Source organism: Pseudomonas sp. CFII68 (assembly GCF_000416195.1).
Classification (GTDB): domain Bacteria; phylum Pseudomonadota; class Gammaproteobacteria; order Pseudomonadales; family Pseudomonadaceae; genus Aquipseudomonas; species Aquipseudomonas kilonensis.
The window spans coordinates 55338-67711 of sequence record NZ_ATLN01000117.1; the positions used below are offsets into that span (position 1 = coordinate 55338).

At 61.3% G+C, this 12374-nt stretch carries 15 protein-coding genes; all 15 read right to left on the reverse strand.

Annotated features, from left to right (window positions below; genetic code table 11):
• Positions 1–119: 119 nt before the first annotated feature.
• Positions 120–1256, reverse strand: a complete 1137-nt coding sequence (flhB, locus tag CFII68_RS05670; RefSeq protein ID WP_018611758.1) for a flagellar biosynthesis protein FlhB — start codon at positions 1254–1256, stop codon at positions 120–122.
• Between the two features lie 3 nt (positions 1257–1259).
• Complete coding sequence (gene fliR / locus CFII68_RS05665; RefSeq protein ID WP_018611759.1) at positions 1260–2036, reverse strand: flagellar biosynthetic protein FliR; 777 nt, start codon at positions 2034–2036, stop codon at positions 1260–1262.
• Between the two features lie 10 nt (positions 2037–2046).
• Complete coding sequence (gene fliQ / locus CFII68_RS05660) at positions 2047–2316, reverse strand: flagellar biosynthesis protein FliQ (protein ID WP_018611765.1); 270 nt, start codon at positions 2314–2316, stop codon at positions 2047–2049.
• A gap of 23 nt (positions 2317–2339) precedes the next feature.
• Positions 2340–3089 carry a flagellar type III secretion system pore protein FliP gene (gene fliP / locus CFII68_RS05655; RefSeq protein WP_018611767.1) on the reverse strand — a complete coding sequence of 250 codons (750 nt, stop codon included), beginning with the start codon at positions 3087–3089 and terminating at the stop codon, positions 2340–2342.
• A complete protein-coding gene (gene fliO / locus CFII68_RS05650) occupies positions 3089–3526 on the reverse strand; it encodes a flagellar biosynthetic protein FliO (RefSeq protein ID WP_018611769.1) in 438 nt (145 codons plus the stop codon). Before fliO ends, fliP begins: the two co-directional genes overlap by 1 nt.
• On the reverse strand, positions 3527–3985 hold the full coding sequence (fliN, locus tag CFII68_RS05645; protein WP_003199107.1) for a flagellar motor switch protein FliN: 459 nt from the start codon (positions 3983–3985) through the stop codon (positions 3527–3529).
• Between the two features lie 60 nt (positions 3986–4045).
• On the reverse strand, positions 4046–5014 hold the full coding sequence (fliM, locus tag CFII68_RS05640; protein WP_018611773.1) for a flagellar motor switch protein FliM: 969 nt from the start codon (positions 5012–5014) through the stop codon (positions 4046–4048).
• 9 nt (positions 5015–5023) lie between these two features.
• Complete coding sequence (gene fliL / locus CFII68_RS05635) at positions 5024–5527, reverse strand: flagellar basal body-associated protein FliL (RefSeq protein WP_018611775.1); 504 nt, start codon at positions 5525–5527, stop codon at positions 5024–5026.
• Between the two features lie 232 nt (positions 5528–5759).
• On the reverse strand, positions 5760–7133 hold the full coding sequence (locus CFII68_RS05630) for a flagellar hook-length control protein FliK (protein WP_033062841.1): 1374 nt from the start codon (positions 7131–7133) through the stop codon (positions 5760–5762).
• A gap of 88 nt (positions 7134–7221) precedes the next feature.
• On the reverse strand, positions 7222–7566 hold the full coding sequence (locus CFII68_RS05625) for an Hpt domain-containing protein (RefSeq protein WP_018611778.1): 345 nt from the start codon (positions 7564–7566) through the stop codon (positions 7222–7224).
• 31 nt (positions 7567–7597) lie between these two features.
• Entirely contained in the window at positions 7598–9304 is a 1707-nt protein-coding gene (locus CFII68_RS05620; RefSeq protein WP_018611780.1) for a fused response regulator/phosphatase, read from the reverse strand.
• A 5-nt stretch (positions 9305–9309) separates the two neighbouring features.
• Complete coding sequence (locus CFII68_RS05615) at positions 9310–9615, reverse strand: STAS domain-containing protein (RefSeq protein ID WP_014337164.1); 306 nt, start codon at positions 9613–9615, stop codon at positions 9310–9312.
• Between the two features lie 102 nt (positions 9616–9717).
• Positions 9718–10167: a flagellar export protein FliJ gene (gene fliJ / locus CFII68_RS05610; RefSeq protein WP_003199091.1), complete on the reverse strand. Its 450-nt coding sequence runs from the start codon at positions 10165–10167 to the stop codon at positions 9718–9720.
• Between the two features lie 6 nt (positions 10168–10173).
• Entirely contained in the window at positions 10174–11532 is a 1359-nt protein-coding gene (gene fliI / locus CFII68_RS05605; protein ID WP_018611783.1) for a flagellar protein export ATPase FliI, read from the reverse strand.
• Positions 11522–12367 carry a flagellar assembly protein FliH gene (gene fliH, locus CFII68_RS05600; RefSeq protein ID WP_018611785.1) on the reverse strand — a complete coding sequence of 282 codons (846 nt, stop codon included), beginning with the start codon at positions 12365–12367 and terminating at the stop codon, positions 11522–11524. Before fliH ends, fliI begins: the two co-directional genes overlap by 11 nt.
• Between the last annotated feature and the right edge of the window lie 7 nt (positions 12368–12374).

Sequence of the window (12374 nt, forward strand, 5' to 3'; positions counted from 1 at the left end):
ACCGAACCTGTGGGAGCGGGCTTGCTCGCGAATGCGGTGGATCATCCAACATCGCAGCCGACTGACCTGACGCATTCGCGAGCAAGCCCGCTCCCACAGAAGATTGTGGTCAACTCGGCTCAGGAATCGCGGCGCAAATCCGGCGGGATCGGCAGGTCTTTTAGCGGTTCGGGGCGCTTGCCCTTGCCGGCGCGGTGCTGGCGGATCTGGTAGACGTAGGCCAGCACCTGGGCCACGGCCAGGTACAGGCCGCCAGGGATTTCCTGGTCGAGTTCGGTGGAGTAGTAAATCGACCGCGCCAGCGCCGGGGATTCGAGCAGCATCACCTCATTGGCCACGGCGATCTCACGGATCTTGAGCGCCAGGAAGTCACTGCCCTTGGCCAGCAACACCGGAGCGTTGCCTTTTTCGGGGTCGTACTTGAGGGCTACGGCGTAGTGAGTCGGGTTGGTGATGACCACATCGGCGTCGGGGATCGCCGCCATCATCCGCCGCTGGGAGACCTCGCGCTGCAACTGACGGATCCGCTGCTTGACCTCCGGCTTGCCCTCCTGGTCCTTGTGCTCGTCGCGTATTTCCTGCTTGGTCATCATCAACTTCTGCTTGCTCTGATAGAGCTGGATCGGCACATCGATGGCAGCGATCAGGATCAGGCCGCAGGCCATCCACAACGTACTCCAGCCCACCAACTGCACACTATGGATGATCGCCTGTTCAAGCGGCTCGTGAGCGATGCGCAGCAGGTCGTCGATGTCGGCTTGTAAAACCGTCAACGCGACGAAAAGAATCAGGAAGAATTTTCCAAGAGCCTTGAGCAGCTCCATCAAGGCTGTTGTGGAAAACATCCGCTTGAGGCCGCTGGCCGGGTTCATCCGGCTGAATTTCGGCGCCAGGCTCTTCCCGGCGAACAACCAGCCACCCAAAGAAATAGGACCAATGATGGCTGCCAGCAGGAGGAATATCAGCACCGGCTGTACCGCCAGAATCGCGATTTTGCCTGAGTGCAGCAAATACTGACCCATCGCGCCCGGACTGAGCAGCACCTCACGAGGCAGGGAGAAGTTCAGGCGCATGATATCCAGCAGGTCCAGGGCCAAACCGCCACCATAGATCAGCAACCCGCCCGCCCCGGCCAGCATCACCGCCAGCGTGTTGAGCTCCTTGGATCGGGCAATCTCACCCTTTTCCCGGGACTCGCGCAGGCGCTTTTCCGTGGGGTCTTCTGTCTTGTCCTGACCACTCTCGCTCTCGGCCATGGTTCAGCGTGCCTGTGCCATGTCGCGTAAAAGCTGCAAGGCCTGGGTGGCCAGCGGCTGATACTGGTTGAGGATATCCCCCAGGCTGACCCAGAAAATCACCATGCCCAGCACGAGGGTCAGCGGGAAGCCAATGGAGAAAATATTCAATTGCGGCGCCGCCCGGGTCATCACGCCAAACGCGATGTTGACCACCAGCAACGCGGTGATCGCCGGCAATACCAACACCATCGCCGCGCCCAGGACCCAGCCGAGCTTGCCGGCGATGTCCCAGAAATGATTGACCAGCAACGCACTGCCCACCGGCATGGTGGTAAAGCTCTCGGTCAAGACCTCGAACACCACCAGATGCCCGTTCATGGCGAGAAACAACAGAGTCACCAGCATCGTCAGGAACTGACCGATCACTGCTGTGTTGACGCCGTTGGTAGGGTCGATCATGGACGCGAAGGCCATACCCATCTGGATCGAGATGATTTGCCCGGCCACCACGAAAGCCTGGAAGAACAGCTGCAGCGAAAACCCCATCAAGGCACCAATGAGGATCTGCTCGGCAATCAACATCAGGCCGCTGAGATCCAAGGCATTGACCGGCGGCATCGGTGGCAACCCAGGCGCAATGACCACCGTGATGGCCAAGGCGAAATACAGCCGCACGCGGGTCGGCACCAGGCTCGTACCGAACACTGGCATGCTCATGAGCACCGCGGCGACGCGAAACATCGGCAGGATGAACGATGCCACCCAGGAACTGATCTGGGTGTCCGTCAGCTCGAGCATCGACATGAGGTCAGCCGATCAACTGCGGAATACTGCCGTACAACTGCAGGATGTATTCCATGAAGGTTTGTACCATCCAGGGGCCGGCGACGATCAACGTCACCAGCATCACCAGCAGGCGCGGCAGGAAGCTCAAGGTCTGTTCGTTGATCTGGGTCGCGGCCTGGAACATCGCCACCAGCAACCCCACCAGCAGGCTGGGGATCACCAGGATGGCAACCATTATGGTCGTCAGCCAGAGCGCTTCACGGAACAGGTCTACCGCTACTTCAGGCGTCATATCGCCCTCCCCGCACAAAAGGCCTAAACACCGCCGAAACTGCCCGCCAGGGTCCCGATGATCAGCGCCCAGCCATCCACCAGCACAAACAGCATGATCTTGAACGGCAGGGAAATGATCAGCGGCGAGAGCATCATCATGCCCATGGCCATCAACACGCTGGCGACCACCAGGTCAATGATCAGGAACGGAATGAAAATCATGAAGCCGATCTGGAACGCGGTTTTCAGCTCGGACGTCACGAACGCCGGCACCAGGATGGTCAGCGGTGCCTGGTCAGCACTGGGGATATCGGTGCGCTTGGACAGGCGCATGAACAGCTCCAGATCACTGCTGCGAGTCTGGGCCAGCATGAAGTCCTTGATCGGCACTTGGGCCTTGGCCACGGCGTCCTGGGCGCTGAGTTTTTCCGCCAGGTAGGGCTGCAGCGCATCCTGGTTCACCCGGTCGAACACCGGTGCCATGATGAACATGGTCAAGAACAGCGCCATGCCGGTGAGGATCTGGTTCGAGGGGGTCTGTTGCAGGCCCAGGGCCTGGCGCAGGATCGAAAAGACAATGATGATCCGGGTAAAGCTGGTCATCAGCATGACGAACGCCGGAATGAAACTCAGCGCGGTCATGATCAGCAGGATCTGCAGGCTGACCGAGTACTCCTGGGCCCCTTCGGCATTAGTCCCCAGGGTGATCGCCGAGATCGACAGCGGGTCGGCGGCGAACGCCAACGGTGCGGCCAGCATCAGGGCCAATGCCAACAGAATGCGCAACGGCATTACTTTTTATCCTTCTGGTCTTTCCCCAGCAGCTCCATGAGGCGCTGGGCAAATTCGGGGCTGGCCGGTTCGGTGGAGGGTACCTGCACCGGCTCCTTGAGGACGTGCAAGGCGGTGATGGTGCCCGGGCTCAGGCCCAGCAGGATCTGCTCGTTGCCGACCTGCACCAGCACCAGCCGGTCGCGCGGCCCGAGCGCGCGGGAACCGACGATGTCGATGACCTGCCCCTTGCCGCTCGGCCCCGCCTGTTGCACGCGCCGCAACAGCCAGGCGAGAAAGAAGATCAAGCCCAGCACCAGCAGCAAGCCGAGCACCAGTTGCGCCAACTGCCCGGCGACACCACTGCCCACCGCCGGCGCAGCGGCGGCCGTGGCAACCGGTTCGGCCGCCAGCACGCTCAATGGCAGCATCGCGACTGCAGCGAAGAAACCTTTCACTCAGCGCAGCTTCTTGATGCGTTCGCTCGGGCTGATCACGTCCGTCAGGCGAATGCCGAACTTCTCGTTGACCACCACCACTTCGCCATGGGCGATCAAGGTGCCGTTGACCAGCACGTCGAGCGGCTCGCCGGCCAGGCGGTCCAGCTCGATCACCGAACCCTGGTTGAGCTGCAGCAGGTTGCGGATGTTGATGTCGGTGCTGCCCACTTCCATGGAGATCGACACCGGGATATCGAGGATCACATCCAGGTTCGGGCCATCGAGCGTCACCGGCTCATGACTCTTCGGCACGCTGCCAAATTCTTCCATTTGCAAGCGGCTGGACGCATGGGCGCCAGTGTCGGCCGCCAGCAAGGCATCGATGTCTGCTTGCCCGGCATCGCCGGTTTCTTCCAGGGCCGCAGCCCATTCATCGGCCAGCGCCTGGTCATCCTGGGTATTCATATCGTCAGCCATCATTTGTCCTCGGCGGGCAAAAAATCAGTTAAAAACGCAAACTTAAAAATTCGACACCGCTCAGCGGCGTTCGATCGGCTCGATCACCTGCAACGCCAGGTTGCCTTTGTGAGAGCCCATCTTGACCTTGAAGGCCGGCACGCCATTGGCGCGCATGATCATCTCTTCCGGCATCTCGACGGGGATGATGTCCCCCGGCTGCATGTGCAGGATGTCCCGCAGACGCAGTTGGCGCCGAGCGACTGTAGCGCCGACCGGCACGTCGACATCCAGCACGTCCTGGCGCAAAGCGTTGATCCAGCGCTCGTCCTGATCGTCGAGGTCCGACTGGAAACCGGCGTCGAGCATTTCACGCACCGGCTCGATCATCGAGTACGGCATGGTCACGTGCAGATCGCCGCCACCGCCATCGAGTTCGATGTGGAAGGTCGAGACCACAATGGCCTCGCTCGGGCCGACGATGTTGGCCATGGCCGGGTTCACTTCCGAGTTGATGTACTCGAAGTTCACTTCCATGATCGCCTGCCAGGCCTCCTTCAAGTCGACGAAGGCCTGCTCCAGCACCATCCGCACGACCCGCAGCTCGGTCGGGGTGAATTCACGACCTTCGATCTTGGCGTGACGACCGTCGCCACCGAAGAAGTTATCCACCAGCTTGAACACCAATTTGGCGTCAAGGATGAACAACGCGGTGCCACGCAACGGCTTGATCTTCACCAGGTTGAGGCTGGTGGGCACGTACAGCGAGTGCACGTACTCACCGAACTTCATCACCTGCACGCCACCGACGGCCACGTCGGCCGAACGGCGCAGCATGTTGAACATGCTGATACGGGTGTAGCGGGCGAAACGCTCGTTGATCATTTCCAGGGTCGGCATGCGTCCGCGAACGATGCGATCCTGGCTGGTCAGGTCGTAGCTTTTGACGCTGCCCGGTTCAGCAGCGTTTTCGGTCTGCACCAGGCCATCGTCGACACCATGCAACAGCGCATCGATTTCGTCCTGGGACAGCAGGTCCTGCACGGCCATGTCGTGTTCCTACTGCAATACGAAGTTAGTGAAGAGCAACTGTTCGATCACCACTTTGCCAAGCTCTTTCTGAGCGACTTCCTGCACGCTGGCCGTGGCTTTCTGACGCAACATTTCCTGGCCGACCGGAGTGGCCAGGGTGTCGAAACTCTGTCCGGAAAACAGCATCACCAGATTGTTGCGGATCAGCGGCATATGCACCCGCAGCGCCTCCAGGTCAGCCTGGTTGCGACCCAGCAGGGTAATGCTCACCTGCATGTAGCGTTGACGACCGTTCTGGGTGTAGTTGGCCACGAAGGCTGGCGCCATCGGTTCGAAAATCGCCGGCTGCTTGCCCACTGGCGCGGCGTCGGCTACCACCGCCGGCTTGCTTTGGGCGCTGTGCATGAAATACCAGGTCGCCCCCACGGACACACCGACCGCCAGGAGCAAACCCACCACGATCATGATGATCAGCTTGAGTTTGCCTTTGGTTGCAGGGTCTTTTACAGCTGCTGCTTCACTCTTCGCCATGCCAATAATCCGTCACTAATCGGGGTTTTCACTGATGCACGGCAAGGCTGGAGCAAGTGTTATGCCAGAAGTGTCGGTACTCAGGATGACGGGCAGATGCGATCTCCAATCCCCCATAAACCAGTGTGGGAGCGGGCTTGCTCGCGAAGGCGTTGTGTCAGTCGACATAGTTGTTAACTGACACACCGCCTTCGCGAGCAAGCCCGCTCCCACAGGGGAAAACGTCGTTGGATCAGGCGTAGAAGTCGACCGCGCTGGTGCCAATGACGCTGGTCGTGCTGGCGGCCACTTCAGCGATGCTCGCCGGAACAGCTTCATCCGCGGCATCCATCGACCCACCGGAGGATGTCGTACGCCCGGCCCGGGCCTGCTGTTGGGCCTGCTGCTCCTGGTTCTGCGAACCACGGGATTGATCAGATACGCTGACGTCGACCTGCCCCATGCCCTGCTGGGCAAAACTGTCCCGCAGGCGATGCATCTGGCCTTCGAGGGCTTCGCGAACGCCGGAGTGGGCGCTCATGAACGTGACCTGGGTCTGCTGATCCGGAACCATGTTCACCCGGATATCCAGGCGCCCGAGTTCGGCAGGCTGCAACTGGATGTCGGCCGCCTTGAGATTGACGCTGGACAGGTACATCACCCGGTTGACCACTTCTTCGGTCCAACCGCTCTGATTCATCGCGATAGGCTGGTTGACCGGCACCGCGTTGGCGGTTTTGGGCGTTGCGGCTTGGGTCAGGGCGGCCAAGCGGTTGGCGAAATCGTCCACCCGCGTGTCACTGGAAGCGCCGCCCAAGTCCTTGAGGCCTTCGCTGATCAAGCCACCAAAGGCCTTGTCGCCGCCCTGGCTGCCGGACTCGGTACTGTTCTGATCGGCTTGCACGCTAAGCATGCTTGCCATACCGGCGGCAAAGGTCTGCGCCGAAGTCGGCTCACCGTCGAGCGACGCCGGGGCAGCGTTCTTGGGCTGGGCCTGGCTGGCGGCGGAAACATGACCACCCTGCTCCATCGCCAAACGCAAGGCGGGCAATGCGTCGAGCGGGTCGGCTTCAGGGTCAAAGGCAGGATCGTCCACCGGGACCGCAGCCGGGAGCGGTGTGGCCGGAGGGACAACCGGCGCTGCAACTGCCGTGCTCATCTGGGCCTCAGCCGTAACCACCACAGGTGCAGGCTCCACTGCGGCTGACGCGAGCGGCACCGTCGTGTCTGGAAGCAGCCCTGGATCAAGGCTCGGATCGACAGGTGCAGCATCCGCTACTGGTGCTTGCGCCGAGTCGGCATCGTCGGCGCTGGCAGCCTGGTCGTCGGCGCTGGCCGGTTTGTCCGCGGGCAAGGGTTTGCCGCTATCGGCAACCGTCGGCTCCGGGGCGGCAGGAGTTTCGTTGCCGGTGTCTTTTTTGACGGTGTTGTCGGCAGCCTTGTCGCGCGCCGCTTTCACCGTTGGCTCAGGGGCTGCCGACGTTTTGGCCGGCGCCTGCTTGGCGAAGACTTGAGCGAAGCTGGAGGCTCTATCCCCGAGATCCGGGGCCGCTGCCGGTGAATTGACGGCGGCCTTAGGCTTGGCCTGGACAGAGGCCTGAAGCAGTGTATTAGGGGTAACGGGCATAAAAAGGTCTCCGCTGCACTGGAATCATAGGTACAGTCGAGACTAGGCAATGCAAGGCACGGGCCAACGTCTGCCCGACCGTCAAATCTCAGCAGTGAAAGCCCTCGCGCTCTTCCCTGCAAAGCTTGCGAACATAAGCAAATTCGCTGTCGATTTCGTTGACCAGCTTCTCGATACCGCCCAATGACGGCTGCTTGGCACGCTGTTCCAGTTCGCCGCACAGCTCGGCCAGGCGGATAGCGCCCATGTTGCTGCTGCTACCCTTGAAGCTGTGGGCCGTGGCGCTCAGTTTTTCCGCGTCCCGGGCCTCATGCAGCACGCGCAGGCGAGCCTCGGAGTCGTTGAGAAACGTATCCAGCAACTCCGGATACCCCTCCTCCATGACTTCTTTCAACGTGCTGAGCACGTCGCGGTCCAGATGAATCTCGTTCACTTGTTCGCTCCCTGATCAAGAGTAGCCCCGATTATGCCGGAGCCTCCCAGAAAAACTCCACGCGCGCACTACGACCATCGTCTGACCAACTGGCCCGCTGGCTCAACTGGCGTACCAGGCTCACGCCGCGCCCCGACAACCGATCACAGTCCACGGGCCGCGCCAGCACCCTGGTGACATCAAACCCCTCGCCACTGTCTTCGACCTCTATGGCGAGGCGACCACCCTCGCCATCTGGCGAGACATGCAAGTGCACCCGCACGTAACCGTCGCTCAGTTCATCCAGGCGCGTATTGCGCTCCCGGTAGTAGCGGGCGAAACCCGCCGCGTCACGCTTGAGACTCGAGTCGAGCCCGAGCACCCCATGATCCAGGGCATTGGAATACAGCTCCGACATGACGCTGTAAAGGGCGCCACTCTGCGCCCTGAGCCCATGGACCTCAAGCAGCAATTGCAGCAGGTAGGGCATCGGATTGAAGCGCTTGAGCGTCTGCGCCCGGAACTCGAAGCTCACCGACCAATCCAGCGGGCTGGACTGGCCACTATCGGAATAGACCGGTGGTGGCGGATTGAGTTGCGTCGGTGCGACCAGTCGCACCTCGACCATGCTGAAATCGTCACGGGCCTCACCGCGAAAATCCTGCAGGGCCTGCTGGATATCCTCAAAAAGACGGTCAGGTTCACGGTTGGCTGAAAATACCTGCTGCAACCGTTCCACGCCAAATGGCTGGTCGTCGCGGTCACTGGTCTCGATTACGCCGTCAGACAACAGGAACACCCGGTCCCCCAACGACATCGGATGCACTTCGGTGCGGTCATCGAATAATTGAGGTGTAAGCACGCCCAACGGCAGGTGCCGCGCCGGCAACGGCGTGCGCACGCCGCTGAGGCTGTCATGCAGGTACCCATCGGGCATGCCGCCGTTCCAGACTTCCACCGTGCAACGCTGGAAGCTCAGGCATAACAACGTTGCGCAACAGAACATGTCCACGGGCAGGATGCGTTTGAGCTTGGCATTCATTTCTCGCAGGATCTGCGCCAGGCCGTAGCCCTTGGCTGTCATTCCGTAGAACACTTCCGCCAGCGGCATCGCACCGACCGCCGCCGGCAAACCGTGGCCGGTGAAATCCCCCAGCAGGATGTGCATGTCGCCGGCCGGGTTGAACGCCGCCAGCAGCAGGTCGCCATTGAACAAGGCATAAGGCGATTGCAAGTACCGGATGTTCGGCGCGCTCAGGCAGCCGGAGTGGGCGATCTTGTCGAATACGGCCTTGGCGACCCGCTGCTCGTTGAGCAGGTAGTCGTGGTGCCGGGCGATCTGGTCGCGCTGCTCCACCACCGTGGCCTGCAATCGACGCAAGCGGTCCATGGCCTTGATCTTGGCCGCCAGGATCACTTGGTTGTAGGGTTTGGCCAGGAAATCGTCGCCGCCCGCTTCCAGGCAACGGGCCAGGGCTTCACTCTCAGTCAATGAGGTGAGGAAAATGATCGGGACCAACTGGTCCCCGGCCAACTGCTTGATTTTCTGCGCAGCTTCGAAGCCGTCCATCACTGGCATCATCGCATCCATCAGCACCAGGTGCGGACGCTGTTCCAGATAGACCTCGACCGCTTCGGCGCCATCGGCCGCAGTGAGCACGTGATGCCCCTGACGGCGGACAATGGTCGACAACAGCAGTCGATCAGCGGCACTGTCTTCGGCAATCAGGACCGTCAGCGACTCCGACGACGATTGCATGGCGATCAACTGATATCGAACAGCTTGTCGAAATTGGAGATCGCGAGGATTTTCTTGACGTCATTGCTGCTGTTGACGACCCGGATATCCGACTGATCGCCACCGGCATGATCGCGCAACAGCAGGAGCATGCCCAAGGCGGAACTGTCGAGATAAGTGGCTTCTTTCAAATCCACCACGATGGAGTCAGGTTTCTGATTGAGCCGTTCATAGGACTCACGAAACTCCTGATGCCGCCCGAAATCGAATCGACCTTTGATCGAAATCGTCAGCTTGTGCCCATCGGGGGATACTTCGGTAACGACTGACATGATCGGCTTCCTTGTCATGGACATACGTGTACAAGGTGTAGCATCTGGTAAAGGTCTGAGCAAGGGTTTGCCTCATTCAACCGACAAAATCCTGGTTTCGCATCAATAGGGGTTCTGCCGCGGCAGGCGCTGGGACAATTCATCGAGCAGTTTCTGTTCGCGCTTGTCTTCCAGTTGCCGTGCCTCATCAATATAGCGCTGCACCAGCTTGCGCAGCCCCTCGACCCGGGCAAACGCCTCTTGCCAGCTCTGGCGGGCCTTCTCCAGGTTGTTCTGGTGCCAGACCAGGCTCTGGCGCTGCTGGTCGATAGCGGTTCCCAACTGCGCAAGAAACCCTTGGTAACCCAACAACCACTGCCCGGAAACCCCGTGGGCGCCACGGGCGATCCACTGTTCCTGATACTCGAGTCGAAAGTTCTCGAGGTCAGCCAGTTTGCTTTCGGCGACTTTGACCTGGCCCTGGAAATACGCCAGACGCTGGACAGCGGTCTTCTCGGCCTTTTCCGCCATGTCCACCACTGGCGCCAGGCGTGCCGCACGACTCGTGGCCATGGCCGGTTACCCGCCGGCAACCGGGGTGAAAATACTCTGCAAGTGCGCTTCGCTGGCGCCCATGCCGATGTTGTCGTTCAGGCTCTGGCGCAGGTAAACGGCCATGGCCGGGTAAAGACTGATAGCGGTGTCGGTCTCGCGGTCACCGCCGGGGACGTAGGCGCCGACGCTGATCAGGTCGCGGCTTTGCTGGTAGCGCGACCAGTACTGCTTGAACTGCTGGGCCCGCTTCATGTGCTCGGCACTGATCACCGACGGCATGACCCGACTGATGGAAGCCTCGATGTCGATGGCCGGGTAATGCCCTTCCTCGGCCAGGCGCCTGGACAGCACGATGTGCCCGTCGAGTACGCCCCGGGCCGAGTCGGCGATGGGGTCTTGCTGGTCATCGCCTTCAGACAGCACGGTATAGAAAGCAGTGATCGAACCGCCGCCCTTTTCCGCATTGCCGGCGCGCTCCACCAGTTTCGGCAGCTTGGCGAAGACCGAAGGCGGATAACCCTTGGTGGCCGGCGGCTCGCCAATAGCCAGGGCGATTTCCCGCTGGGCCTGGGCGAAACGGGTCAGCGAATCCATCAGCAACAGGACGTTCTTGCCCTTGTCGCGGAAGTACTCGGCAATACGCGTGCAATACATGGCCGCGCGCAAACGCATCAATGGCGCATCGTCCGCTGGCGAAGCCACCACCACCGAACGCTTGAGCCCCTCCTCGCCAAGGATGTGCTCAATGAACTCCTTCACCTCACGACCCCGCTCGCCGATCAGCCCCACCACGATGATGTCGGCTTCGGTGAAGCGGGTCATCATGCCCAGCAGCACGCTCTTGCCCACCCCGGTACCGGCAAACAGGCCCAGGCGCTGGCCGCGACCGACCGTCAATAAACCGTTGATGCAGCGGATGCCCACGTCCAGCGGTACGCTGATGGGGTCGCGCTTGAGCGGGTTGATCGTCGGGCCGTCCATCGGCACCCAGTCTTCAGCCTTCATGCCGCCCTTGCCGTCCAGGGCTCGTCCGGCCCCGTCCAGCACGCGCCCGAGCATGCTCATGCCCATGGGCAGGCGGCCGTTGTCGGCCAGGGGCACCACGCGCGCACCCGGGGCGATGCCAGCGACACTGCCCACCGGCATCAAGAACACCTTGCTGCCGGAGAAGCCCATGACTTCGGCTTCGACCTGCACCGGGTGGTAGCTGTCGTCGTTGATCACCATGCAGCGGCTGCCCATGGCGGCACGCAAACCTTCGGCTTCGAGGGTCAGGCCGACCATGCGCAGCAGGCGTCCTTCCAGGATCGGTTGGCCGGCCAGTTCGCTGGCCTCGGCGTAGCTGCCCAGGCGCTTGGCGAAGCTGGTTCGCTCAAGGCGCATCGCGGCTGTCCAGTGCAGAAGCGTCCAGTTCAGGCATCTCCAACCCAGCATCGGCCGACGCTGTATCAGCCCCCACCAGAGGTTCGTCCGGCAACTCCAGGCTCAGGTCGGCGGCAGCCGGGTGCAGGGCCTGTTCGTGCAATTGGTCGAACAATTTGGCCATGATCTGGCTGATGCGGGTTTCAACGGTAGCGTCGATGCGGCTGTGTTCGGTTTCCACACGGCAACCGCCGGGCAGCAGCGCAGCGTCCTCGACGATGCGCCAGGTTTCTTCATGGCGCTCGCGCAAGGCCTTGACCAACTCGAAGTCCTGAGGATTGATGTACAGCCGCACGTTCCCCACGCCCAATGGCAACAACTTGAGCGCTTCGCGCATGACATGTTCGATCTGAGTCGAATCGATGGCCAGTTCGCGCTGGATCACTTGCCGGGCGATGTGTTGCACCAGCCCCACCAGGGACTTCTCGATCTGGGTGTCCTGCTCGGCGATGGGGTCGAACAGGTTGAGCATCAGCGATTCCAACGCACGAAGCTTGGCCGTCAGCGCCACATCGGCTTCCTGGCGGACCTTGAGCGTGGTGCTGTGGAAGCCTTCCTTTTCACCCACGGCAAAGCCTTCGTTGTAGGCTTCCTGGCGAATGCCCTCGACTTCCTCGAGGGTCAGTGGCTGGACTTCCTCCAGCGGCACTTCCTCCGGCTCCGGCAGCTCTTCCACCGGTTCCGGCTCAGGCTCGGGAACATGGGGGTCGAAGCTGGGCAGCGACCAGACGTCGAAACCACCGACGTCACGGGCGCGGATCAGGTCGCTGGGTGCTTCATCACTCTTGGCAGACATAACGACC

Bases quoted from the DNA above. Each gene is read 5' to 3' on its own strand.
- fliP (WP_018611767.1), bottom strand. From the start codon at position 3,089: ATGCCGTTGCGCATTCTGTTGGCATTGGCCCTGATGCTGGCCGCACCG.
- CFII68_RS05630 (WP_033062841.1), bottom strand. From the start codon at position 7,133: ATGCCCGTTACCCCTAATACACTGCTTCAGGCCTCTGTCCAGGCCAAG.
- fliR (WP_018611759.1), bottom strand. From the start codon at position 2,036: ATGCTCGAGCTGACGGACACCCAGATCAGTTCCTGGGTGGCATCGTTC.
- fliI (WP_018611783.1), bottom strand. From the start codon at position 11,532: ATGCGCCTTGAGCGAACCAGCTTCGCCAAGCGCCTGGGCAGCTACGCC.
- fliN (WP_003199107.1), bottom strand. From the start codon at position 3,985: ATGGCTGACGATATGAATACCCAGGATGACCAGGCGCTGGCCGATGAA.
- fliQ (WP_018611765.1), bottom strand. From the start codon at position 2,316: ATGACGCCTGAAGTAGCGGTAGACCTGTTCCGTGAAGCGCTCTGGCTG.
- fliM (WP_018611773.1), bottom strand. From the start codon at position 5,014: ATGGCCGTGCAGGACCTGCTGTCCCAGGACGAAATCGATGCGCTGTTG.
- flhB (WP_018611758.1), bottom strand. From the start codon at position 1,256: ATGGCCGAGAGCGAGAGTGGTCAGGACAAGACAGAAGACCCCACGGAA.
- CFII68_RS05615 (WP_014337164.1), bottom strand. From the start codon at position 9,615: ATGTCAGTCGTTACCGAAGTATCCCCCGATGGGCACAAGCTGACGATT.
- fliL (WP_018611775.1), bottom strand. From the start codon at position 5,527: ATGGCGAAGAGTGAAGCAGCAGCTGTAAAAGACCCTGCAACCAAAGGC.
- fliH (WP_018611785.1), bottom strand. From the start codon at position 12,367: ATGTCTGCCAAGAGTGATGAAGCACCCAGCGACCTGATCCGCGCCCGT.
- fliJ (WP_003199091.1), bottom strand. From the start codon at position 10,167: ATGGCCACGAGTCGTGCGGCACGCCTGGCGCCAGTGGTGGACATGGCG.
- CFII68_RS05620 (WP_018611780.1), bottom strand. From the start codon at position 9,304: ATGCAATCGTCGTCGGAGTCGCTGACGGTCCTGATTGCCGAAGACAGT.